Origin of the sequence: Bradyrhizobium sp. Pha-3, assembly GCF_042258615.1 — a bacterium.
In the GTDB taxonomy this organism is placed as follows: Bacteria; Pseudomonadota; Alphaproteobacteria; order Rhizobiales; family Xanthobacteraceae; genus Bradyrhizobium.
This window is the reverse complement of sequence record NZ_CP170152.1, coordinates 2,139,645-2,163,278: the sequence shown is the minus strand read 5'-3', so window position 1 is coordinate 2,163,278 and position 23,634 is coordinate 2,139,645. Positions and strand designations below refer to the sequence as shown.

General features: G+C 60.5%; 16 protein-coding genes, 1 tRNA gene and 3 pseudogenes. 11 read left to right on the top strand and 9 right to left on the bottom strand.

Features of this window, described 5'->3' with window-relative positions; all coding sequences use genetic code 11:
* Positions 1 to 389: 389 nt before the first annotated feature.
* Complete coding sequence (locus tag ACE10Z_RS10115; protein ID WP_375787788.1) at positions 390 to 1,649, top strand: ATP-binding protein; 1,260 nt, start codon at positions 390 to 392, stop codon at positions 1,647 to 1,649.
* Positions 1,650 to 2,389: 740 nt separating this feature from the next.
* Here the strand turns inward: ACE10Z_RS10115 and ACE10Z_RS10110 are convergent.
* Both ACE10Z_RS10110 and ACE10Z_RS10105 read right to left on the bottom strand, forming a co-directional pair.
* Positions 2,390 to 2,552 (bottom strand): annotated as a pseudogene (locus ACE10Z_RS10110) (aldehyde dehydrogenase family protein); the annotation flags it as partial.
* Positions 2,553 to 2,981: 429 nt separating this feature from the next.
* The gene (locus ACE10Z_RS10105; protein WP_283018008.1) at positions 2,982 to 3,182 is read right to left on the bottom strand and encodes a hypothetical protein; all 201 of its coding nucleotides are present in this window, start codon (positions 3,180 to 3,182) and stop codon (positions 2,982 to 2,984) included.
* Between the two features lie 490 nt (positions 3,183 to 3,672).
* Here ACE10Z_RS10105 and ACE10Z_RS10100 point away from each other — a divergent pair, with 490 nt between their 5' ends.
* The 6 genes from ACE10Z_RS10100 to ACE10Z_RS10075 all read left to right on the top strand — a co-directional run bounded on the left by ACE10Z_RS10100 (position 3,673) and on the right by ACE10Z_RS10075 (position 10,529).
* Positions 3,673 to 3,852, top strand: a complete 180-nt coding sequence (locus tag ACE10Z_RS10100) for a hypothetical protein (RefSeq protein ID WP_375787787.1) — start codon at positions 3,673 to 3,675, stop codon at positions 3,850 to 3,852.
* Between the two features lie 313 nt (positions 3,853 to 4,165).
* Complete coding sequence (locus ACE10Z_RS10095) at positions 4,166 to 8,998, top strand: NAD-glutamate dehydrogenase (protein WP_375787786.1); 4,833 nt, start codon at positions 4,166 to 4,168, stop codon at positions 8,996 to 8,998.
* Between the two features lie 76 nt (positions 8,999 to 9,074).
* Complete coding sequence (locus ACE10Z_RS10090; protein WP_375787785.1) at positions 9,075 to 9,428, top strand: hypothetical protein; 354 nt, start codon at positions 9,075 to 9,077, stop codon at positions 9,426 to 9,428.
* A 544-nt stretch (positions 9,429 to 9,972) separates the two neighbouring features.
* Complete coding sequence (locus tag ACE10Z_RS10085; protein ID WP_375787784.1) at positions 9,973 to 10,095, top strand: hypothetical protein; 123 nt, start codon at positions 9,973 to 9,975, stop codon at positions 10,093 to 10,095.
* Positions 10,096 to 10,179: 84 nt separating this feature from the next.
* On the top strand, positions 10,180 to 10,335 hold the full coding sequence (locus tag ACE10Z_RS10080) for a hypothetical protein (protein WP_375787783.1): 156 nt from the start codon (positions 10,180 to 10,182) through the stop codon (positions 10,333 to 10,335).
* 47 nt (positions 10,336 to 10,382) lie between these two features.
* Positions 10,383 to 10,529, top strand: coding sequence for a hypothetical protein (locus ACE10Z_RS10075; protein ID WP_375787782.1), 147 nt, complete (start codon positions 10,383 to 10,385; stop codon positions 10,527 to 10,529).
* Positions 10,530 to 10,660: 131 nt separating this feature from the next.
* On the opposite strand, the gene ACE10Z_RS10070 is transcribed toward ACE10Z_RS10075, so the two are convergent.
* Complete coding sequence (locus ACE10Z_RS10070) at positions 10,661 to 12,400, bottom strand: PHA/PHB synthase family protein (protein ID WP_375787781.1); 1,740 nt, start codon at positions 12,398 to 12,400, stop codon at positions 10,661 to 10,663.
* Positions 12,401 to 13,583: 1,183 nt separating this feature from the next.
* On the opposite strand from ACE10Z_RS10070, the gene ACE10Z_RS10065 reads away from it, so the two are divergent.
* Complete coding sequence (locus tag ACE10Z_RS10065; protein ID WP_375787780.1) at positions 13,584 to 15,824, top strand: NADP-dependent isocitrate dehydrogenase; 2,241 nt, start codon at positions 13,584 to 13,586, stop codon at positions 15,822 to 15,824.
* 466 nt (positions 15,825 to 16,290) lie between these two features.
* On the opposite strand, the pseudogene ACE10Z_RS10060 reads toward ACE10Z_RS10065, so the two are convergent.
* Together ACE10Z_RS10060 and ACE10Z_RS10055 are read right to left on the bottom strand one after the other, a co-directional pair.
* Positions 16,291 to 16,650, bottom strand: a pseudogene (locus ACE10Z_RS10060) (transposase); the annotation flags it as partial.
* Positions 16,651 to 16,964: 314 nt separating this feature from the next.
* Positions 16,965 to 17,039, bottom strand: a tRNA-Glu gene (locus tag ACE10Z_RS10055).
* A 118-nt stretch (positions 17,040 to 17,157) separates the two neighbouring features.
* On the opposite strand from ACE10Z_RS10055, the gene ACE10Z_RS10050 reads away from it, so the two are divergent.
* Entirely contained in the window at positions 17,158 to 18,534 is a 1,377-nt protein-coding gene (locus ACE10Z_RS10050) for a tyrosine-type recombinase/integrase (RefSeq protein ID WP_375787779.1), read from the top strand.
* Between the two features lie 246 nt (positions 18,535 to 18,780).
* Here ACE10Z_RS10050 and ACE10Z_RS10045 read toward each other — a convergent pair whose 3' ends face one another.
* The 4 genes and pseudogenes from ACE10Z_RS10045 to ACE10Z_RS10030 form a co-directional block, all read right to left on the bottom strand.
* Entirely contained in the window at positions 18,781 to 19,413 is a 633-nt protein-coding gene (locus ACE10Z_RS10045; protein WP_375787778.1) for a class I SAM-dependent methyltransferase, read from the bottom strand.
* 135 nt (positions 19,414 to 19,548) lie between these two features.
* Positions 19,549 to 20,141: pseudogene (locus tag ACE10Z_RS10040) on the bottom strand (malonic semialdehyde reductase).
* Between the two features lie 80 nt (positions 20,142 to 20,221).
* Positions 20,222 to 20,632 (bottom strand): nuclear transport factor 2 family protein, encoded by a 411-nt coding sequence (locus tag ACE10Z_RS10035; protein WP_375787777.1) that lies wholly within the window; start codon positions 20,630 to 20,632, stop codon positions 20,222 to 20,224.
* 30 nt (positions 20,633 to 20,662) lie between these two features.
* On the bottom strand, positions 20,663 to 21,397 hold the full coding sequence (locus ACE10Z_RS10030) for an SDR family NAD(P)-dependent oxidoreductase (protein WP_375787776.1): 735 nt from the start codon (positions 21,395 to 21,397) through the stop codon (positions 20,663 to 20,665).
* Positions 21,398 to 21,676: 279 nt separating this feature from the next.
* Here ACE10Z_RS10030 and ACE10Z_RS10025 point away from each other — a divergent pair, with 279 nt between their 5' ends.
* Complete coding sequence (locus ACE10Z_RS10025) at positions 21,677 to 22,573, top strand: LysR family transcriptional regulator (RefSeq protein WP_375787775.1); 897 nt, start codon at positions 21,677 to 21,679, stop codon at positions 22,571 to 22,573.
* A gap of 335 nt (positions 22,574 to 22,908) precedes the next feature.
* Complete coding sequence (locus ACE10Z_RS10020) at positions 22,909 to 23,217, top strand: hypothetical protein (protein WP_375790126.1); 309 nt, start codon at positions 22,909 to 22,911, stop codon at positions 23,215 to 23,217.
* Positions 23,218 to 23,634 lie beyond the last annotated feature (417 nt).

The following is a 23,634-nucleotide window of genomic DNA, read 5'->3' as shown; positions in this document are numbered from 1 at the left end:
AATCATCGAAAATGAGATGGGCATTCGTCCCTCCCGATTATCACGGCGGCTAGCAGGCCCTCAAACGAGCGCTCAAACGCTCGTCCAATTCAATTTGTACTTAAGGTGGGCCGCTTTCGACTATGCAAAATCCGACAACAGGGCCTCGTTTCCGGTCCTGGTGGAACGCTAGGCCAATCTGCTGGGCGTATCCGACCACGCAGCCGATTTCGCATAGTCTGCCGCGTCCGCTTTGATAACCTTGTGCTTCAGGATCAGCGCCCCGGGGACGAGCGCCGTGCCTAAGCCGTCTCCGGATGCGTCTGTGAAATTGCCGGGTTTGAGCGCCGCGAGCGAAGACAAACTGCCGCTGTGCGACGCGACCGGTAACAGCCAGCAGGAGGCATTCGTTGTCCAAGAATCCGAATAGCGGTGCGGCTGCGGTGAAGTCGTCGTCTGTCGTGCTGTTTCCTCAGCAACCTGTTCTGCAACTGATTTACGACACGGCGCCTATCGGCCTCGCTTGCCTTTCACCCGACTGCCGTTATCTGCAAATCAACCAGCGCCTCACCGAGATATGCGGCATCTCTATCGAGGATCATCTGGGACGCTCGGTTAGGGATTGCGTGCCGGCTTTGGCCGAGGCAGTCGAGGGCATTGTCGGCTCAATCATGCAAACTGGCGAACCGGTGATAGGTATCGAGGTTGCGGGCCAGCGCGCCGACCAGGCCGACGAACGGTTTTGGATCACCTATTGGCATCCGCTGCGCAGCCCGAGTGGTGAAATTGTTGCCGTCAACGTCGCGGCCGAGGAGATCACCGAGCGCAAGCGTGCCGAGGCCGCGCTGCGCGCGACCCAAAACAGCCTTATCGAAGCAGAAAAACTCGCGGCACTCGGACGGCTGGTGGCCGGTGTTGCGCATGAAATCAACAATCCTGTTGGCACGAGTCTGACCGTCGCCTCTACCTTAGAACGCAAGATTGCCTCGATCGCGGCGGAACTTGCGCAGGACCGTCTCAGGCGATCAAATCTGACGGAATTTCTCGAGATCAGTCGCGAGGCGTCATCGCAATTGGTTGCCAATCTGCAGCACGCAGCCGAACTGATCGAGTCGTTCAAGCAGGTGGCAACCGACCGGGGCTATTCGAATCGACGCGTATTCGACCTTGGCCATCTGACCGAACAATTCGCGATAAGCCTCCGGTCAGGGCTTGGGAAACGTAATCTGATCCTGAACGTCGATTGCCAACCCAATCTTACGATGGACAGCTATCCCGGACCGTACGGACAGGCGCTCACCAACCTTTTTCTCAACGCAACTGCCCATGCGTTTCCCGACGGCAAGGGTGGCACCGTCGACATCAAGGTAACGGCTGCGGAAGATGACTGCGTTGAAATTGTCTTTTCCGACAATGGCTGCGGCATGAGCCTTGATGTCAGGCGCAAGGCGTTCGATCCGTTCTTCACGACGCGCCGCGATCAAGGCAACACTGGCCTCGGTCTCCACATCGTCCACACCGTCGTTACGAATTGCTTGGGCGGCAGGCTGCATCTCGATAGCGAACCCGGCGCTGGAACAACAATTCAACTCGTCCTTCCGCGGGTGGCGCCAGCTCAGCTTGGCCCGGACGGCCGCCAAACCCGCACGTCGATCGATGCGCGCGCATAATGCGCCTCCTGAGGCAGGACGTAGTCCGCCTGATGCGGCAATAAGGTGGCTTTTGCTGATGGCGGAGCGTCGTCGGCGAGCCTCCCGCTCGCCGGCGAAGACAAGCTGGTCGCCTAGTTACTCACCCGACTTCGCGCGGCGGTATTTCCTATAATTTCCGTCTCCGTAAGAGTATGTCAGACCATCTGCGGAACACGAAAATTCAGTCTTCGTTTCCGTATTGCGAATGTGCGAGCCATCCGTGTCAAAAGCGTACGGCCGCAAGCCTTGCCAAGGCACCTTGCGGGACACGGACAGACCTGCGTCGGTCCGTGCGTATGCTTCGTATTCGTCGTACCCGTATGCGAATGAGCTTTGATCGAGCGTATATCGCCCAAAGGCGGTCGTGCTCGTCTCTTTTGACGGTTGCGTCCGGTCATTGAATATCCAGATGATAACGCCGTCCATTAGCACATATCGGCCACTCACCTGCGGCGGCCTAAAGACTTCACCATCTCTCTTAAACTCTTCGAGCGTGTATACGCCTTCGAAGCATCTCGCGTCTTGTCTGTTTGGTTGAGCGTTTAGCGGCGTCGCTGCAAAGAGAATTGTTATAATGGTTGCCTCAAGGAGAATAGCGTAAGCAGGATTTTGACTAGCCATGGTCGGCCCCAATGGTTGCCTGAGACCACCTCATCCTGACGTAAAGGGGTTGGCCAAGCAATTCCAGGCCCGCTGGTGCCGTACCCGGCAGCGTCTTCGACTTCGACGCATAGATATTTGAGCTCGACGTAATCATCGGCTCCATATTTCGAACCCTCACGTCCCATACCCGACTGCTTCACGCCACCAAAGGGGCGACTTCGGTCGATATGAGACCGGTATTGACGCCGATCATGCATACTCGAGAGCTTCCGCGACCCTACCTCAACAAAGCACGACGAACGCAATCAAATTCGAATGAAAACTCAGCAAAATCAACGAACCTGATCGATAGTCTGCCGCTCATGAAGACGAATCCAGACAAGGCGATCTTACGCCTTGCGCGCGTACTTGCTGGTCCGGCCGCGAGGGAAATCGCCCGCGCTAGATTTTTTTGACTAGTCTCCTTCGCCCTGCGGCACTGAAGACGCCATTACTTCGTACGCTTGAACGCCGCGTGATAGCTCGCCACCAAGTGGTTCTTTTCTGCTCAGCCTTCCAGAGCGTTCTTCTAGTTAACCGCCAACTGCGGCGGCCCAGCTGAAGTGAGCACCCAAAACTTCATTGCGACAACAGCGACAAGAACGCAGATGATTTGCAACAACGTTCTGGTCGAGAACACTCTATTGAAGAGCGTCATCATGCCGCCTTCTAGCGCTGGTGACCGAGCCGGATTCCAAGCTTGAGCGCCTTTTGGCGGAGTGAGCCTTCGGAGCGCTTTGTGAGCTTCGCGATTTTTGCAACCGGTGTCTTCGCTTTCGAATGAGCGCGCAGCTCCTTCACGTCAGCCTTTGTGTATTCGCGACGCGCAGGTTTCTTCTTCGTAGCCGTCTTCTTTGCCTTCTTCGCCACTTTTAGCTCCTCGATTCGAGAGTGGGCGTACTAGCACAGCTGCATTGAGGCGCAACCCTCCATCAGCTCACACTGGTGGCACTAACTTCACCCCTTAAGTCGCACGTCCATTAGTTCGACATGTTAGTGTCAAGGAGGCACCAGAGGTGAGCGCACCACTACTAGTCGCCGACGTCCGATTGTTGTCGTGACGATAAGCCCAGTTCCCATCAACTCGTAAAGCTTCGTGCGTCCCAAGCCGATCACTTCGCATGCTTCGTCAATCGTGCAGGTGAGCCGCTGGGCGAATGGCATCGTGCTCGGTTCTGCGGCTTTCGGAGCGGATAGACTGACGTGTGAATGTTGTCGCCAGTTTTCTCTCGTCGATTGTATCTCACGTGGCCCTCCTATTCGCACAAAGCTCGACAGGACGAGAGTTGGCTGTGCGACGAGCAACGTCAATGCGAACATCCGAGGGCACTCGCGTACGAAAGCGCACGTCAGCGGCGGTTTGAATATTTCCGGACACGACGAGGAAATTTTTCGCGAATGCGCCAGCCACAGTGAGGCATCGCGCCGAGGCAATTTGGCGAAGGTCGGCAGCGAATTCCGCAAGCGTTCGCCGCTGTTCACCAGCGTCTTATTCAACAATTATTCGACGAACGCGGCTGATGGCAAGCTAAGTGCCTGAGTTTGCTGGCACGCCACTCAGAACAAAACTGCTAACTCATACACAATTGAAATTGCTTGTTATTTTGTCTTGCCAGTGATCCGGCGGCCGCCAGCGCCGACTTCGGCCTCACGCGCTGCAGCAGGGCATCTCAGCACTTCTCACGACAGCATGCGCCTTGGATAGCTTTGGGATCGGAGTATTGTCGTCGGGAGTTGTCGCAGCTTTGAGACCGGGGATTTCGCGTACGCGCTCGATCGCGGTCAAGGCTGTGGCGCTCGAAGCGATGCACTCCAGAATCAAGCTGATGATCCGCGATCGGACGGCGCGGCAAATGGAGGACATTATGGCTTGGCGTGACGATAAGGCCCGTTCAACCCTGATCCGCGATGCAGCGGGAAGCGTGCAGCCGGGCAAGGCGCCCCGGAGCTTTGCCGAACTTCTGTTCGGCTACACCAATGTCGAGGACCTCGCCAATCACGATGCCCTGTCGCTGGCCTTCCTGGCGGAACAAGCCTGGGAGCACGTGCAGCGGCGTACGGCCGGCGGCGCCGATATCCGCGTCGTCAATCCGATGATGCCGGACGGGCGCGAGATTTCCGTGCTCGAGATTCTCAACGACAACATGCCCTTCCTGTTCGATTCGACGACGGCGGAGCTGGCCGAGCAAGGCATCGAAGTCACCCTCGTCGCTCACCCGATCCTCGCGGTGGAGCGCGATGACCAAGGCAAGCTCCTGCGCTTCCACGGCGAAACTCTGCCGGAGGGGGCAAACGGCACGCGGGAAAGCCTGATTCATCTCCACATCACCCGCCTGGACGCCGACGCCGATCGCCAAAAGCTGATCGACGGCCTCACCAGGACGTTGAACGACGTCCGCGCCTGCGTCACCGACTGGCGTGCCATGCGCGACCGGGTCGAGGACGCAATCAAGACCTTCTCTTCCAATCCGCCGCCGCTGCCGATCGACGAGGTCGCCGAGGCCAACCAGTTCCTGCAATGGCTTTGCGCGGACAATTTCACCTTCCTCGGCGTGCGCGAATATCGCTTCTCGCCCGACAGCGATGCGTCCGACGACATCACGACCGGAAAAGGCCTCGGCGTCCTCCGCGATCCCGATGCGAAGGTGCTGCGCCGCGGTAGCGAAATGGTGGTGATGACGTCGGAAATACGCGAGTTCATGCACGACCCCACCCTGCTCATCGTCATCAAGGCCAACGTCTCCAGCCGCGTTCATCGTCGCATTCGCATGGATTATGTCGGCATCAAGCTCTATACGCCCGACGGCCGGCTGGAGGGCGAATTGCGGGTCGTCGGCCTGTTCACCTCGGGCGCCTATACCCGCTCCGCACGGCAGATTCCTTATGTCCGCCACAAGGTGACGCGGGCGCTGCAACGCGCCGGCTTCGACCCGAACAGCCATTCGGGCAAGGCCCTCATGCATATTCTCGAAGAATATCCGCGTGACGAACTGTTCCAGATCGATGTCGACACGCTCTACAATTTCGTCATGGAGATCCTGATCCTCTACGAGCGTCCGCGCGTCCGCGCGCTGGCGCGGGTGGACAAGTTCGATCGCTTCGTCTCCATCCTCACCTTCATTCCGCGCGAGAAATACGACACGGACGTCCGCACGCGCGTCGGTGCCTTCCTGTCGCAGGTCTACAAGGGGACGCTGTCGGCCTCCTACGTTTCATTCCCTGAAGGGGCGCTTGTGCGCGTCCACTACATCATCGGACGCTATGATGGCAAAACTCCCGTCGTCGAACGCGCCACGCTCGAAGCCGGGATCAGCGCCATTGCCGCAACCTGGGCCGACAAGCTGAAGGCCGCGCTCACTGCCTCCACCGACGGCATGCGGGCACGCATGCTCACCAACCGATATGCCCAGGCCTTTAGCGGCGGCTATACCGAGGTGTTCGCCGCGGAACAGGCGATCACCGATATCGCCACCATCGAAAAGCTTACGCCAGCCCGCCCCGTGGCGATTTCGGTTCACCGTGACGAAAGCGAGGCCGATCCCAAGCGCTTCGGACTGAGGGTGTTCTCGCACGGCGCGCCCCTGTCGCTGTCCTACCGCGTGCCTGTAATCGAAAATCACGGCCTGCGCGTGGTCAACGAACGCACCTATCAGATCGCGCCGCGCGCCACGCCGGCGCCTTCGCCGGTTTGGCTCCACGAAATGACGATCGAGACCAGCGACGGCCAGCCGATCATGATCAGCTCGGAATTCAGCCATCGCCTGGAAGCCTCGATCATGGCGGTGGTCCGCGATCACGCTGAATCCGATGGATACAACGGCCTGATCCTGCGCACCGCCCTGGGCTGGCGGGAAGTCTCGACCATCCGGGCGTTGTCGCGTTACCTGCACCAGATCCGCGCGCCGTTCACCCAGGATTACATGTGGGAGACCTTGCGCAAGAACGCCGCGATCACGGCCAGCCTCGTCGCGCTGTTCCAGACCCGCCTCGATCCACGCCTCGCTTCCACGGATGCCGAGCGCTCGGCACGCGAAACCGCCCTGTTTGCCGAGGTCGAGGAGCAACTCAAATCCGTCGCCTCTCTGGACGAAGACCGCATCCTGCGCCGTTTCACCAACCTGGTGCAGTCGACGATACGCACCAATCTGTGGCAGATCGGCGAGGATGGACATCCGCGTCCGGTGATCTCCTTCAAGTTCGACGCGCGCCGGATCGACGACCTGCCGGCTCCACGACCTCTCTACGAAATCTTCGTCTATTCACCTCGTGTCGAAGGTATTCACCTGCGCTTCGGCAAGGTTGCGCGCGGCGGCTTGCGCTGGTCCGACCGGCCGCAGGATTTCCGCACCGAGATCCTCGGCCTCGTGAAAGCACAGCAGGTCAAGAACGCCGTGATCGTGCCGGTCGGCGCCAAGGGTGGCTTCGTGCCCAAGCGCCTGCCGCCGCCTTCCAATCGCGACGCCTGGCTCGCGGAAGGCACCGAAGCCTATCGCATCTTCGTTCGCTCGCTGCTGGAGCTCACCGACAATCTCGACGGCGACATCGTCGTGCCGCCCGAATCCACCGTGCGCCATGACGGCGACGACCCTTACCTCGTCGTCGCCGCCGACAAGGGCACCGCGACCTTCTCCGACGTCGCCAACGCGATCTCGGCCGAGAAGAACCATTGGCTCGGCGATGCCTTCGCTTCCGGCGGCAGCCAGGGCTACGACCACAAGAAGATGGGGATCACGGCGCGCGGCGCCTGGGAAGCGGTCAAGCGCCACTTCCGCGAGCTCGGCACCGACATTCAGACCACGCCGTTCACCGCGGTCGGCGTCGGCGACATGTCCGGCGACGTTTTCGGCAATGGCATGCTGCTCTCGCCGGCGACAAAGCTTGTGGCGGCTTTCGATCACCGCGACATCTTCATCGATCCCTCGCCTGATCCTGCGATCAGCCTCGCCGAGCGCAAGCGCCTGTTCGACCTGCCGCGATCGAGCTGGCAGGACTACAACAAGTCGCTGATCTCGGCAGGTGGCGGCGTGTTCTCGCGCCAGCTCAAGGCGATCCCGCTCGCTCCGCAGGTACGCGCCCTGCTCGATCTCGACAAGCCGCAAGCGACGCCTTTCGAGGTGATGACGGCGATCCTGAAGGCGCGCGCGGATCTCCTGTGGTTTGGCGGCATCGGTACCTATGTCCGTTCCGCCGGGGAAAGCGACGATCAGGCCGGCGACCGCGCCAACGATCCCATCCGCATCACAGGCAGCGACGTGCGGGCCCGGGTGATCGGCGAAGGCGCCAATCTCGGCGTCACCCAACGCGGCCGCATCGAAGCGGCGCAGAAGGGCGTCAAACTCAACACCGACGCCATTGACAACTCGGCCGGCGTGAACACGTCCGACGTCGAGGTCAATATCAAGATCGCACTGGCGCGGCTCGAGCGCGAGGGCAGGCTTAGCCCCGCGGACCGCAACAGCCTGCTGGCCGCGATGACCGACGAGGTCGGCACGCTGGTGCTGCGCAACAACTATCTGCAGTCGCTGGCGCTCTCGCTCGCCGAACGCAAGGGCGTGGCCGAGACCGGCTTCCTCACGCGGCTGATGCAGTCGCTCGAGCAGCGCGATTTGCTCAGCCGCGCGGTGGAGTTTCTGCCCGACGACGCAGCACTCACCGAGCGCACACGGCGCGGCCAGTCCCTCGCGCGGCCCGAGCTTGCCGTGCTGCTCGCCTACGCCAAACTGACGCTTTACGACGACTTGCTCGTTACCAGCGTGCCGGATGATCCCTATCTTGCCCGGGAACTCTCTCAGTATTTTCCACGCGAAGTTCAGGACAAATACCCGAGAGCGGTCGAATCCCATCGCCTGCGGCGGGAGATCATCGCGACTAGCCTCGCCAATGCGGTGATCAACCGCGGCGGCCCGGCCTGTGTCGTGCGCCTGATCGACGAGACGGACGCCGATATCCCGACCATCGTCATGGCCTATGTGGCAGTCGATGAATGCTACGGGCTCAAGTGGCTCAGTGACGCGATCGATGCACTCGATACCTGCATCGACGGGCAGGTGCAGCTGTCGCTCTACGCTTCTGTCCAGGACCTCCTGCTCTCCCGCATGGTCTGGTACGTACGCAATGTCGATTTCAAGGACGGGCTGGAGGCCGTCGTCGCGCGCTTCGGCCCGGCGATCCGCCAGATCGTCGCCGGGCTCGACACCGCGCTGCCGCCGGACTTGCAGGCCGCACGTGCCAAGCGTCGGCAGGACCTGACCGATGCCGGTGTCCCGGCCGGCCTCGCCGGCGAGCTCGCCGATCTCGACGCCCTGGTCTCGGCACCCGATATCGTGACGGTTGCGGAGCGCACCGCCCGCCCCATCGGCGACGCCGCCGCGACCTTCTTCGCCGCCGAGGCGAATTTCCGCCTCGACCGCATCGTCGCTGCCGCGCGCAGCGTGCCGGCAAACGATTATTTCGAACGCATGGCGATCGATCGCGCCGTTGAGCAGATCGCTGGCGCCGAAAGAAGACTGGCCGCGGATATGCTGGCAACCGGCCAATCCGGCCAGCTCGCTGTCGAAACCTGGCTCGCGGCTCACCCCGAGGCGACGCGCATCCGCCGCTCGGTCGAGGAGATCGCAGCCAGCGGCCTGACGCTCGCCAAGCTGGCAGTGGCGGCGAACCTGCTGGGGGACCTGGTCAAAGCTTGAGCCGTGCGAGGCAGTGATGTGAAACTCTCAAGAGCAACGCTGGCGCAGGTTGTTAGCCGGCGAACGGAGGAATCCGATGATCCACGCGACTTGCCATACCGCCGATAATGTCCGCTGCATCGAGTTCGATGCCACACCTTGGTTCAGCGAGGCTGATGCTCCGAGCATTATCGATCTGGCCCAGCGAGGATGGGCCAGCACGGCGATTGCAGATTCCCTTGAGCGCCGACGAGGCTATGAACGCTTGCACGACCTCGTTGAGTATGCGGCGAAGCGACTGCAACCGGAATCCCTGGAGGACCCAACCTGGGAAACCTTCGCGTGCGTCGTCGATGGGCCCGACGCCGTGGCCTGGCTCGAGAGCAACCGGCCGGAGGTTGTGGCAAGAATCCGGAACGCCACGGGAGGCGCCAGCAATTGCGACGATTGATCGGCCGCATCGCAAGCTAAGCGGGCATGGAGCGCCATTCAGAATAAAACTGCGAAGTCTTATGTCATTGAAATTGTAATATAATTTCGGCCGCCGCATGAAGCGGCGAAAGCCGCCTACAGGGCAGTCCAGGCGAACCCCGCTCACAGTATCAACTATGTCATTCTGATTGAGCCGCTGGTTGCCCTCGGCCGGCTCGACGAGGCGAAATCCGCGGCGGCGCGTGTCATCGATTGCAGCCAGCCTTCCGCTTCAGCCTGCAGTTCGCTGGAGTCGATTGCGCACCAGAGCTAGCGTCGAAGCCAGGCGGCTCATTGAGCAAGGTGGGGCTGCCGGAATAAAGTATGATGAGACCTGTTTGGATATTACCGCGCTCTCGGTATTCGATCGAGCATGATCCTTCGCAAGGCCGTTGCCTTTGCGTGATGGCCTCAAGAGATGACCCGACCATGCAAACTGCAGCTTGCAACGGAGAGGATGATGCCCCGTAAGGACAGCAGGCTGCGAAAATCTTAGTAACTCGTCGCTCTCGATTGAGATACACTTGGTCAGCACGACGGAGGCGAACGTGCATGTCAGACGCGTCCTGCCGCATCCGGCGCTTCGCGGCATCATCAGGTCCTTCGGCGAGCGGCGCGGCTCCCTTGGCTCGAAGGTCCTGACCTAGCCGCTCACCGCACGGCCGCACCAGATCATCGACATCCAGCTGAAGGATCGGCATCGACTGCGAATCGAAGGCGGACCGTTGCAGATGTCCCCGGAAACGGTGGTGGTCGGACCGCAGGGGTCGCGCCGCATCCAGATGCATGTCTCCGGCGAGATCCATCTCTTCAACATCCTGCTGCAGCCCTCGGCGCGGATCATGTCATCGAGATCGACGGACAGGTCCATCCTTACCTGTCGCTGATCGTGTGGGCGACACTTGCCACGCCACCGGGCCTGCCCGCGACCGTCATGCCGATCGCGCGCACCTCCACCGGACTACCGATGGGTGCGCAGATCGTCGGACCATTTCTGGAAGACAGGACGCCGCTGACCTTTGTGCGGCTGCTCGAACGCGAATTCGGCGGGTTCGTCGCACCATCGAGGAACAGCGGCTAGTCCCAGACCAGCGAATACATGGCTCTTTGGCAGTAGGACACGCGCCGCGTTTTTCTGCTCCATTGGACACCTCAACCGAGGCGAACACCTTCACCATCGATATCGCGCGATCGCGCGCCGGCGCGGCGTCGTCAGTTCGATTTCAGCTTGACGTACCTGCCGGGCGCCGGCTCGATAACCCCGTATCTCTCGTTGCCGGCCTGCGTCGGGGCCGGAGCCGTTCCACTTGAATGCCGCTTCATCCACGCATCCCAGTCAGGCCACCAGCTTCCGGGCCTCTCCTCGGCGCGGCCGAGCCAGTCATTGGCTTCACAATTGAGATCGTCATTCAGCCAGTGGCTGCGCTTGTTGCGGGCGGGCGGATTGATCACGCCGGCGACGTGGCCGCTCGCAGCAAGCACAAAGCGGGGATGCGCACCTATGAGATCCTTTGAGCGGAATGCGCTCTGCCACGGCACGATGTGGTCCTCGCGCGAAGCGAGCACATAGAGCGGAGCCTGGACGCGCGAGAGGTCGATCGGCAGTCCGCACTGCGTGGTCTTGCCCGGCTCCCTGATCTTGTTTTCAAGATACGTGTTGCGCGTATACCAGCAATACATCGGGCCTGGCAGGCTGACGCTGTCCGAATCCCAGTACAACAGGTCGAATACGTCGGGCGTTGCCCCCTTCATGTAACTGTCCACGACATAGCGCCATATCAGGTCGTTGGCGCGTAATGTTCCGAAGGTGAATGCGAGCTCCTTGCCGGGTAGGATGCCACCCCGGCCGATGGTTGCCTCGCGCAGCGCGACCGAACCTTCGTCGATCAGGAGCCCGATGTCGCCGGTATCGGTGAAGTCAAGCATCGTCGTCAGCAGCGTAAGACTCGTGAGCTTGTTCTCGCCGCGCGCTGCCAGCACCCCCGCGGCGCAGCTCATGATCGTGCCGCCGACGCAAAACCCAAGTGCATGGACCTGCTCCACCTTCGCGATGTCGCGTACCACGTCGATCGCCTGCAAGGCGCCTTTTGTCAGATAGTCGTCCCATGTGAGACGGCCAATTTCAGGAACCGCGCTGCGCCAAGAGATGAGGAAGACCTGATGTCCTTGCGCAACGGCGTATTCGACGAGCGAATTGCCCTTGCCGAGGTCGAGAAGATAGTACTTGTTGATGCAGGGTGGCACGATCAGCAGCGGCGTTCGCTCGACCTCGGCGGTCTGCGGCGTGTACTGAATGAGCTGTATCAATTCGTTCTCGAAGACGACCGAACCGGGCGTGACCGCAAGATTGCCGCCGACTTCAAACGCGGATTCATCGACGCGCGTAATACGACCCTTCCTTATGTCGTCGATAAGGTTGGCCATCCCGCTGGCAAGGCTGGCCGAACGTGTCTCGATGGCGGTCCGGATCACCTCGGGATTGGTTGCCGGAAAATTTGACGGGCTCATCGCATCGATGAATTGCCGGGCGTAGAAGCGGAGCTGCAACTTCGTCTTGTTGTCGACCTGGGCGCCTTCGACCAGTTCGTGCATTTGCCTGGCCGCCAGCAGGTAGGATTGCTTGAGGAGATCGTAATAGGGCGTCTCCTGCCACGCCTTATCCTTGAAGCGCTTGTCGCCGCGTGCCGGCTGGATCTCGGACTTGGTCCCGAGGGTGAATGTCCTGATCGCCGCGGCGTTCCAGAAACGCCAGATCTGCGTCAGGTATTCGCGCTGCATGTCCACGGCAAACGCAAACGGCGAGAACGCCTGCCCTGCCGGAGCCGGATTTTTGCCGCGCACGCCCATCGTCGTCGCCAGCGCCTCGTCGAATTGCTTCATCGACTGCTGACCGACCTGCATCAAGCGCTCGAGATACTCGGACGGATCCCCTGGCGATGTGAAGCCGTTCATGTGTGTCTCCTCCGCAGTCGATTGGCAGCTAGGTTTGTATTGTTTGTCCAGAGCTGCTCTTCCGACAACATAAATTGTTGTCGACCTTAGTCGCGCGGTCCCGTTCACTGCTATTGCATCGCAACAAGTCAACGCCAATGCGCCGACGCACGGAGTTGGTTTCGCAGGACAAGCCTACGGAGTACGTGTCGTTCTGCGTCGCACCAGCACCGATGAACGGACGAGTATCGACATCCCCGATAGTTTCTACAATGTCCAAAACTAACCTGAACACCGGCGTTTCGAACCTTTTGCGACGATACATCGGCCAAATATAGTGGGGCCTCGCAGCGCGTACGAAGGTTCTCGCTCGGGCTGTTTCGTGCGCGGCGTGTATTATCGGGTCGGTGAGCCCTGGACGAGTTCGAGTGATCGACAACCAAGTTGCCAAGAGAAGCGCCGATCGAGGTGGCGAGTGGGCGCCTGCGATCTCGTCGCCTGTTTGATCCGTACAAGTCGTTCGATATCCGTTGGCCGCCGCGCGTCCCTTTAGCGTACGGCGGCTTCGACTAGGTGCGAGACGGCCTTTCCCCTCGCACTTCGCCCGGGCTCGCTCATCTTCATCGGCAATGGCGTTGCTCCCGGCGCATCCTCGACGGCGTCAATACGCCGCCCTACCATCTCAACGACGAGATCCTGACGCTCGGCTCCGCCTATTGGGTCAACCTTGTCCAGCAAGAGCTTTCTGGGAGTATGGCGTAACGTCTCCGAAGCACTTCGGCCGGTAACGATAGTGAGACCGAGATTGTTAGGCGGTCGGTGCAATATGACCTGGAGGAAGGGGATAGCGGGCTGCAGAAGCATTCAGGACTCACCACTTCCGACGAGGCAAAGCGGTCAACGCGCCCGCTATCGCAACGGAGATCGGCCGGGGCGATGTGGCACAAATCTCGCAACGTTTGGTTGACGCAGACGTAACGGATCGAAAAGACTGGGTCGCGTCTCAAAAACTCAAAATTAAAAAAACTCAAAATTAGTTGCCGAAGCTCATCACAGGTGTCAGATTCAGCGGCAGGCATTGAGGTCATCCAATTTGCCGGAAACCACGCTGCCTGATCGTCCCGCCACCTAACGTCCCACAAGACGACAACGCCGGTGGGTGCATCGGGCATAGATGCTGCCCCGCCGCCAAGGAAGCCAATGCATGAGTACGGCATCTCCCACCATCATCTACACGCTGACCGACGAGGCGCCGGCGTTGGCGACCGCAGCGTTCTTGCCCATCGTGCGCGCATTCACGGCTCCCGTCGGTATCAACGTCGTCACCAGCGACATCTCGGTGGCGAGCCGCATCCTCGGCGAATTCCCGGAGTTCCTGACCGAAGAGCAGCGCTTGCCCGACAATCTGGCCGAACTAGGCCGGCTGACGCTGCTGCCGGGCACCAATATCATCAAGTTGCCTAACATCAGCGCCTCGGTCGCGCAGCTGATGGCTGCGATCAAGGAGCTGCAGGACAAGGGCTACAAGATTCCCGACTATCCCGAGAGTCCAAAGTCGGACGAAGAGAAGGTGATCCGGGCACGCTACGCCAAATGCACCGGCAGTGCCGTGAATCCGGTGTTGCGCGAAGGTAATTCCGATCGCCGCGCTCCGCTCGCCGTGAAGAACTACGCGCGCAAAAATCCGCACAGCATGGGCGAATGGAGCCAGGCTTCGCGCTCGCACGTCTCGCACATGCATCACGGCGACTTCTACCATGGTGAGAAATCCATGACGCTCGACAAGGCGCGTGACGTCAAGATGGAGTTGATCACCAAGAGCGGCAAAACCATCGTACTCAAGCCCAAGGTATCACTTCAGGACCGCGAGGTCATCGACTCGATGTTCATGAGCAAGAAGGCGCTCCTGGAGTTCTACGAGCAGCAAATCGAAGACGCGTACAAGACCGGCGTGATGTTCTCGCTGCACGTGAAAGCCACCATGATGAAGGTGTCGCACCCCATCGTGTTCGGCCACTGCGTGAGGATATTCTATCGTGACGCTTTCGCCAAACACGGCCAGCTGTTTGAAGAACTCGGCGTGAACGTCAACAACGGCATGGTCGACCTGTACAACAAGATCAGCAGCCTGCCCCAGAGCAAGCAGGATGAGATCAAGCGCGACCTGCACGCCTGCCACGAGCACCGGCCCGAACTGGCGATGGTTGACTCGGCCAAGGGTATTACCAACTTTCATTCGCCCAACGACGTCATCGTCGACGCATCGATGCCGGCCATGATCCGGAACAGCGGCAAGATGTGGGGGGCCGACGGCCGCCTGAAGGACGTCAAGGCCGTGATGCCGGAGAGCACCTTCGCGCGCATCTATCAGGAGATGATCAACTTCTGTAAGTGGCATGGCGCCTTCGACCCAAGGACCATGGGCACCGTGCCCAACGTCGGCCTGATGGCGCAGCAGGCCGAGGAGTATGGCTCGCATGACAAGACCTTCGAGATTCCCGAGGATGGCGTCGCCAACATCACCGACATCGCCACCGGCGAGGTGCTCCTGAGCCAAGACGTGGAGCAGGGTGACATCTGGCGCATGTGCCAGGTGAAGGACGCCGCCATCCGCGACTGGGTCAAGCTGGCCGTCAATCGCGCTCGTCATTCCGGAATGCCGGTTCTGTTCTGGCTGGACCCGTACCGCCCCCACGAGGCGCAGCTCATCACCAAGGTCAAGATGTACCTGCACGAGCACGACACCACCGGCTTGGATATCCAGATCATGAGCCAGGTGCGGGCCATGCGCTACACGCTGGAGCGCGTGATCCGCGGCCAGGACACGATCAGCGCCACGGGCAACATTCTGCGCGACTATCTGACCGACCTGTTTCCCATCATGGAGCTGGGCACGTCGGCCAAGATGCTATCCATCGTGCCGTTGATGGCCGGCGGCGGCATGTACGAAACCGGCGCTGGAGGCTCGGCGCCCAAACACGTGCAGCAACTGGTGGAAGAAAACCACCTGCGCTGGGACTCGCTCGGCGAATTCTTGGCCCTCGCAGTATCACTGGAAGATCTCGGCCTGAAGACAGGCAACCAGAAAGCCAAGCTGCTGGCCAAGACCCTGGACGCCGCCACGGGAAAGCTGCTGGACAACCGGAAGTCGCCCTCGCCGCGTACCGGCGAGTTGGATAACCGCGGGAGCCAGTTCTACCTCGCGATGTATTGGGCACAGGAACTCGCTGCACAGACTGAGGACGCGACATTGCAGGCGCAATTCAAACCGCTGGCCGAGATACTGACCCGCAATCAAGACAAGATCGTTGCCGAACTCGCAGCCGTGCAAGGCAAGCCTGCCGACATCGGTGGCTACTACCTGCCTGACTCGCACAAATGCGAAACCGTGATGCGCCCAAGTCCGACGCTCAATGCGGCACTGGCTCAGATGGGAGGCTCGTAGAGGCTCCAAGCTTGCCAAGCGGCACAACGCCTACTGTGAACTCGATTTCACGGCAGCGAGGCCGATCATTGGAGCGGGCGCAAGGCCATTCGCGGAATTGCCCTCGGCCGACGGCCAGCAGACGGCTGGAGTGGCGGCGCATAGGAGGAATTCAGCGTGTCGCTGACAAAACAGCGTCGAGAGCTATTTGGCATGGAACGACGCGCAGTTGTCACTGGCGGAATAGACCCGGAACAAGTTGCGCTCGACGAACCGTTGCACAGAACGCGCTGTTGTCATCGATTCGAGCATCGCGAGTTAAAGAGACGAGCCAGAAGAAAGCTTCGTCGATCCAACGCTGTGAAGCATCGGCGGCGTGACGCTGCGATTTTCCTACATGCGTCGGTGTTTGGCTGCGGTGTTTTGAATCGTACGCGTCCGGTGACGGCCCCTGGTTAGCTCATCCTGAGCGGACGGCTGACCGCGCTTAAGTGACGTGAGCGACGTTTTGAGGTCGCCTATTCCAGGGCATGAGTTCGTGGATGCGCTTGGCGGGATGATCCGGCAGGCGAGCTAGCACGTCTGCGAGCCAAGCCTGTGGATCGATGTCGTTGAGTTTTGCGGTGACGATGAGGGTGTAGATCGCAGCTGCACGCCGGCCGCCCTCATCGGAGCCGGCAAAGGTCTAATTTCTTCTGCCCACGGCGACAGCCCGAAGCTCGCGCTCGGCGGCATTGTTCGACATGCAAAGCCGTCCGTCATCGAGGAAGCGGCTGAATGCATCCCAGCGACTGAGGCAGTAATTGATCGCCTCGGTCGTGTCGTTGTTCCTGGAGAGCTTGGCGCGGATACCTTTCGGGTAGACCATCGTCATTCGGCTCGTCCGGCGGTTTCAGCAACGCGGTGGCCAGCTCAGCCTTCCAATGACCGGCCCAGCTCGGTTCGTGGGTGGCGATGAGGTTCTCAAGTTCGAGAAGGGCTTGGTCTAAAGTGATCAACTCGCCAGCCACATGTTCCTCCTTCGGCGAAGTCTCAAACAAGACTGCACCGTTAGCCGCGATGAGGAGAATTCAGTGCTGTTTATCGGTTAGGTGACTTGAAGAAAAGTTGAAGAAGCGATCAAGCACACGCCTCTAGGTAAACCTAACCGATTGAATTTGCTGGCGCTCCCTAGGGGAATCGAACCCCTGTTTCAGCCTTGAGAGGGCCAAGTAATGGCTCCATCGCCATCCGCCCCCGTTCGCCAACATTCAATAATTTCAATAGCTTGAATGTCCATATTCCAGTATTGTTCGCCGACGTACACCGTCGGATATTCGACGGATATTCGACGTGTAACGGTGCAACAGGCGATATGTCGAAGACACTCACCGAGGCTCAGGTCACGACGGCTAAAGCGCGCTCCAGGCTCGAACTCGGCGTGCATTGGCGTCGCCTCGATGCGGAAGCGCATCTGGGCTATCGCAAAGGAAAACAAAGCGGCGTTTGGTTTGTCCGCTGGCGTAATCACCACGAAGGCGGCAACTACAAGCAGGAGCCAGTCGGCGTCGCCAACGACATCAATGACAAGCCCGCCGACGGGATTCTGACCTTCGAACAGGCCGTGAGAACGGCACGGGAGGCCGTAGCTCGAGCCAGGACAGAAGCCGCGTCGCAGGCGGCGGGCCCGGCTCCTACCGTGCGATCGGCCGTTGAGGCCTACGTCAAGGAACGAGACGCTCGAGAAAGACGCCGAACAGGTCGCGACGTCCGGTCCGACGCCGGCACCAAGCTGCGACGCTACGTTCTTGGTCAAGAAAAGAGCGGCAATCAGGAAGCTGCTCCTCTTGCATCGGTGCGTCTGCATGCCTTGAAAGAAGACGACTTGATAACGTGGCGTGAGAGTTTGCCAGACGACTTAAAGGTCACGACCAAACAGCGGTTCGTGAATGACCTCAAGGCCGCACTAAATGCCGCGTGGCCGCGGCTTTCCGCAGAACGGAAGAAACTAAACCCGACGTTCCTCGCCATCGTGAAGGCCGGCTTCAAAGCGGAGCGGATCGATGATGATGATGATGCGTCGGTTGCTCGGGACAACCAGATTCTGGGGGATGAGGAGGTTGGCGCCATCCTTCAAGCTGCGTGTGAAGTCGATCAGAAGCAAGGATTTGATGGCGATCTATATCGGATCGTCGTCTGTCTGGCCGCGACCGGCGCGCGGTATGCCCAGGTCAGGCGAATGCGCGTGGGCGACGTGCAGGTTTCTGCACGGCGCCTGATGGTGCCAGGCTCCTACAAGGGGCGCGGTGGCAATAGCGGCTCAGACCCGGTCCCGGTAGGCGACGATGTGATTGAGGTGCTTTTGCCCGCAATCGGCGGGCGCCCAGGCGACGCACCTCTTTTCGAGCGATGGATCCATGAACAGGAGCCGGGGGGCATCGCGTGGAAGAAGTCTGAACGCGGTCCGTGGAAAAGAGGCGAACTTGCACGTCCGTGGAAGGCCATTCGGGAGCGCGCTGGTATGCCGGAGGTGATTCCCTATGCTTTGCGGCACTCGAGCATCGTGCGCGGTCTCCGAAAGGGCTTGCCCATCCAACAGGTCGCCAAACTGCACAACACCTCAGTCAAAATGATCGAGCGACACTACGCGAAATACATTGCGACCGCCTTGGAAGACCTCGCAAGAGCTGCAGTCGTGTCCCTGGTGCGGCGGAGTGATGGAAACGTGGTGCCGATGGGAAAACGCGCGTAGGCGCCCTTCCCGAGCCTGATTCCAAAAGTGACGTGTCCTTATCGGTCGCGGGACGGCGGTCTGCGTACGAACGGCCGCTTTGCGCCCCAGAAGCGGCCGTTCGATACCCGACCGGACCAAGTAACGACTGGGTGAAGAAGACCTGCGCGAAGCGGGAGATGCTGGTGGACCGCCGCGCACCCGCAGACAGGTCGAGATGCGACAAGCGTGCCTTCCCGTCGGTCAGGTCGCACCAGTCGCTCCCTATCAGGGCTTCGTGAAACGGTAGGCGAAGCGATCGGTCTCGCCCTTGATCGAGGGATCGAACACCTTGACCGAGTGTGGATCGTCTTTGTTCGCGAGCATGGCGCTTTCCGCGTCCAGTACGAAGCCGGCCGCCTCCACCTCCACGCGAACGGATGCAGGCTCAATCCGATGCAGCGACTGGGCGTCGCTCGTGCCCGCCCGGACGGCGGCGGCGTGGTCTACGATGACGTAAAACCCACCGGGCTTCAGCCGTTCGTAGACCGCTCGATTGAACTGGGCCGCCGTCGCGCCCCTGGCCTGGATCAGCTCGGTGTGGAGATCGTGGTAGAATAGGTGCAGCCACAGTACGTCCGCTGGTTGGGTGGCCTCCGGCATCGCGACCAGGTCCGCCGAGACGGCTTCGACGTTCTCTCGGCCCGGCTCCTTCGCAAGCGTCCGCATGCGGCCGACCGGATCGTTCTTGAAGTGGGCGACTTCGGCCGGCACGAAGCTGTAGACCCGTCCTTCGGGTCCCACGACGTCGGAGAAGAGACGGGTCCAATCGCCGTCGCCTGGGTAAACGTCGATGACAGTGGAACCCGCATTTACGCGTGCGAACCGGATCAACTCGGACAGCCTGGATTGGTCATACATTGGGATCTCCGTTACGGTTGGGTATTTGACGAGCGCGCGGCCTGCGAGCCGGCGATCCACGGCTCATTCACCTTCGACCCCGAACCGGCGGCCGCAGACGGCCAGCGCTTTCACTGTTCGCTTCGAAGCCTGGACTTAGGCCCAGCGGCCGGCCTCCTCAAAACTAGGGCGAGGGTTGCGCGGGAACACGGAAGCTGGATCGCCGTGCCCAATATTGCAGATGAAGTTCGACCGAACCCGCGTGCCTGAGAAGAACGCCTTATCCACGCCAGCGTTGTCGAAGCCGGACATGGGCCCGCAGTCCAGTCCCAACGCCCGCGCAGCGACGATGAGGTAAGCACCCTGCAGCGTTCCGTTTCGTATTGCCGTCACCTCGGCCACGTCTGGTGCCGCAAAGTATTTTTGCATGACCTCGGCAGCGTGAGGCAAAAGCTTTGGCAGTTCGCTGGCGAAATCCAAATCGTGGCCGATAATGACCGTGACAGGAGCCTCCAGAATCTTCGGCTTATTCGGTTCCGCAGCAAGCCCGGCGAGCCGTGCCTTTCCATCGGGGCTACGCACCCAGACAAACCGCGCGGGGCTGCCGTTCGCAGATGTCGGGCCCATTTCAGGAGGTCATAGATCTCGCGTACCTGATCGTCCCCTACAGGAAGATCTGCCCATCCGTTGGGGGTGCGAGCGGAGCGAAAGATCTGATCAAGCGACTCATCGTTTAAAGCGGAAGTCATAGGCGGGAGCCTTTTCAGGAAATGGATGATGGTCGGCACAACATCGTGTCATGCCATCACGACGCACATGTCGAACTTGACTAGGTTCTTGCGTCGATCTGCGAGGCCCGCGCCAGTGCTTGCGTGTCGATGTACTCCTGGATGCGGGCGACTTTGCCGTCCCGAACGGTAATGTCGAAGACCCATTTGTCCTTGAACGGCCTATTCGTGGCTTTGATTTTTCCCGTAGCGACGCCGACGACCATAACCCGGTCTCCCTGCGCCACGAATTCGGGGGGCTTCGGGTATTGCGTTTCCACCTCTTCGGACGCCTTCTTGAGCACAGCCGCCAACTCCGCGTGCCCGCGGTGCGTGCCTGCCAGCGGCCAGCCTTCGCCCGGAATGATCCACTCGATATCTTCGGCAGCCAACGCCAGCAGATCGCGCGCGTTGCTGCTGCCCATGACTGCAAAGAAATTCTTCACAAGCTTGACATTCTCTTCGGTGCTCATCGTATCTCTCCGTTTTCGCTCGGCGCGAATTCAGATGGCCGAGAAGCCGCCGTCGACGGACAACTCCACCCCGTTCACGAAGCTCGAATCGTCTGAAGCAAGAAACAGCGCGGCCGTCGCAATTTCCTCGGGACGACCCATCTTTCCCCGCGGGATCAGGGATTCGAACATCCGCTTCGCTTCCTCGGTGAGAACTTGGTCCTGCATCGGTGTGGCGATCGGCCCTGGGTGCAGCACGTTCACCCGGATATTCCTGCCCTTGAGTTCGTTGAGCCACCCGCGTGCGAATGCGTGCAGCGCCGCCTTGCTCGCCGCATACACGCTGTAACCAGGAAAACCTTTGATCGAAGCAACTGACCCGGTCATGAAGATCGATCCGCCGTCGTTGAACAGCGGCAACGCCTTCTGGACCGTAAACAGCGTACCGCGCGTATTCAGGCCGAAGGTCGCGTCGAAATGCTGCTCGGTAATCTCGCCCAGTGGGACGGCTTCGCCCGTGCCAGCGCTCGCGTACAGGATGTCGATCCTGCCCTTTTCCCGCTTGACCGTGTCGAACAGACGGTCGAGGTCGTCGAGATTGGCCGCGTCGCCGCGCACGCCGGTCACGTTCCGGCCGATCAGTTTGACGGCCTGGTCCAGCGCCTCCTGTTTCCGGCCCGTGATGAAAACATAGGCGCCTTCTTCAACGAACCGCCGGGCGCTCGCCAGCGCCATGCCGCTCGATCCACCCGTGATGACTGCAACCTTACCTTCAAGCTTTCCCATGACTGCTTCCTTCCAGGCTTCCGCCTCTGATCGTTTGGGGACGCCCCCGAGAACCTCGACATAGGTCCGCCGGGGTCAGGCGTTGAGTGCGGAAAAGCGCACATCGGTGGTGCGAAAACGATCCGGGTCGGCGATTGACGCCGGCCGCGATGATCCATGGGTGCCGGTCTGATTTGGGTCGGGCTCGTCGCCCCCAAGCTATAATTTCCGCCAATACTGCTATACGATCCGTTAGATACGAGCTTTTGGAAGGCGCACCGCGTGGTGCTGGATTGCACCATGATCGACTGGGATGACATTCGCTTCTTTCTTGCCGTCTCGCGCGGAGGCTCCGTGCGGGCTGCCGCCAAGAGCCTTGGTGTGAACCACGCGACCGTGCTGCGACGCATCGCCCAGCTTGAGGAACGTCTTGGGGCGCTCATGTTCGAAAAGCTGCCCGCGGGCTACCGCCTGACGGCTGCGGGCGAGGAGGTCCTCGAGCTCGCGAAGCAGATGGAAGCGTCGTCGCTTAAATTGGAGACACGCGTCTTGGGTCGCGACCAGGCCGTCCGCGGGCTTTTGCGGGTGACGCTCGCGCCGCCGCTCGCGACACACCTGCTCATGCCGGATTTCGCCGATTTCGCGCGTCTGCACCCGGAGATCGAGATGGAAATCTTGTCGTCCGGCGAACTGGCAAATCTGACCAACCGGGAGGCCGATGTCGCGATCCGCGTCGTCTATGACCGCAAAACCTTGCCGCTCAATCTTCACGGACTCAAGGGACCGGACCTGTTCGGCGGCGTTTACATTTCTCGCGATCGCCTAGCCGCGTGGCGTTCGGGCGCATCGGATCCCGTCCGCTGGATAGTCATAAGCGTTCATGGAATTCCCGATTGGGCAAGCGAGGGCGAGGTTCGCACAACGGGAGTTCCATTCAGGATCATAGACGCCGTGGCGCAGATCGCCGCTGTACGGCAAGGGCTCGGGATCACGACACTGCCGTGCTTCATCGGAGATGCCGACCCCCTGCTGGTGAGAGTGCCGGGCACCGACCTGCACATGTACGGGACGCTCTGGCTTCTTACACAGGGGGAGACACGCAAGACGAAGCGCGTACGGCTCTTTACGGAGTTCGTATCCCGCAGGCTCACCGAGTACGCTCCGCTTCTCGCGGGATTGTCTGTATCGCGCGGCTGATCTGCAGAAGTTCGCGACCGACGGCGGCCTCTATGTCCGCTCCACAAGCGCCGGTCAGAAACGGCCGCTTGGAAGAGATCAGCGGTCAAGACGTGGTCTTCGGCTCGTTATAGAGCGACACCGAGGGCGGGATGGCGGAGGAACTGTCATGCCTACGCCGCGATCGGCATCCCGGGAATGCCGCGGAAGTTCGGCGGTCCCAACTTTGCAAGGGGAAGCGCTTTCGATTCGGAGATAATTTCATCAAGGATAGAATCACTGATTCGCGGCAGTTCGAGGCTGGCGACCCGCCTCGATCGCGTCAGTGACAGGCAGCATCTGCAGGGAGAACACGTATGACTAATTCCGAGGATAACCCGCCTCCGGCAGTCGGGGCCTATTGGATCAAGGAGGAAGATTATGCAGCGTTGCTGCAACTTTTCGACGACGCCGACAAGATGCCGCCGAGCTGGAAAGAATGGCTGAAGATGGCCGAGGAAATGGAGCAGGGGCTCAAGGCCTATGGACACGTTGTGCTCCGTGTTTACATCGACCCCGCCACATTCCCAGACTGGTGCACCGCCCATGGCACAAGCCCGGGCAGCGCCGGACGCAAGAAGTTGGTCGCGGCGGCGGTAACCGAGAGATATGGCCGACAGGCCTGACCAGAACCGTTTTGGCCGGCCGCCGCCCCATCGCCAGCCCAGCCTCGAACAGCACGTTCGGCCGCACCTGCCCTTGAGGCTTCCTGGTGATCGCGTTAGTTGTTTCGTTGCGCGGTCAAATATCCCGAGCAGCGCCCACCCGCTGCGTGGCCGCTCCAGGTCCCGCGGCCGGCGTCTCGCGTCAGCCTCCCCGATCCTGATGCGTATTTGTCGTGGACCGTCACCGACGCGCGAACCGCGCCCGATCTTGCAACGTGCCCGCTAAACTTCACCAGATTGGGATGCGTCACAATGCCGTCGTTGATGTTCACCGAGAAATTATAGCTCGGATCGCAGCTTCCGCGTTGCGTAACGAAGGTGAGATTCCAGGGACCGTCGTAAGAGGTTCGGGCTTCGGCAGCCGTCGCCAGCATAAGG

What these genes read in the sequence shown, in the direction of transcription:
- ACE10Z_RS10095 (WP_375787786.1), top strand. Translation starts at nt 4,166, where the DNA reads ATGGAGGACATTATGGCTTGGCGTGACGATAAGGCCCGTTCAACCCTG.
- ACE10Z_RS10090 (WP_375787785.1), top strand. Translation starts at nt 9,075, where the DNA reads ATGATCCACGCGACTTGCCATACCGCCGATAATGTCCGCTGCATCGAG.
- ACE10Z_RS10080 (WP_375787783.1), top strand. Translation starts at nt 10,180, where the DNA reads ATGTCCCCGGAAACGGTGGTGGTCGGACCGCAGGGGTCGCGCCGCATC.
- ACE10Z_RS10075 (WP_375787782.1), top strand. Translation starts at nt 10,383, where the DNA reads ATGCCGATCGCGCGCACCTCCACCGGACTACCGATGGGTGCGCAGATC.
- ACE10Z_RS10070 (WP_375787781.1), bottom strand. Translation starts at nt 12,400, where the DNA reads ATGAACGGCTTCACATCGCCAGGGGATCCGTCCGAGTATCTCGAGCGC.
- ACE10Z_RS10065 (WP_375787780.1), top strand. Translation starts at nt 13,584, where the DNA reads ATGAGTACGGCATCTCCCACCATCATCTACACGCTGACCGACGAGGCG.
- ACE10Z_RS10050 (WP_375787779.1), top strand. Translation starts at nt 17,158, where the DNA reads ATGTCGAAGACACTCACCGAGGCTCAGGTCACGACGGCTAAAGCGCGC.
- ACE10Z_RS10045 (WP_375787778.1), bottom strand. Translation starts at nt 19,413, where the DNA reads ATGTATGACCAATCCAGGCTGTCCGAGTTGATCCGGTTCGCACGCGTA.
- ACE10Z_RS10035 (WP_375787777.1), bottom strand. Translation starts at nt 20,632, where the DNA reads ATGAGCACCGAAGAGAATGTCAAGCTTGTGAAGAATTTCTTTGCAGTC.
- ACE10Z_RS10030 (WP_375787776.1), bottom strand. Translation starts at nt 21,397, where the DNA reads ATGGGAAAGCTTGAAGGTAAGGTTGCAGTCATCACGGGTGGATCGAGC.
- ACE10Z_RS10025 (WP_375787775.1), top strand. Translation starts at nt 21,677, where the DNA reads ATGATCGACTGGGATGACATTCGCTTCTTTCTTGCCGTCTCGCGCGGA.
- ACE10Z_RS10020 (WP_375790126.1), top strand. Translation starts at nt 22,909, where the DNA reads ATGACTAATTCCGAGGATAACCCGCCTCCGGCAGTCGGGGCCTATTGG.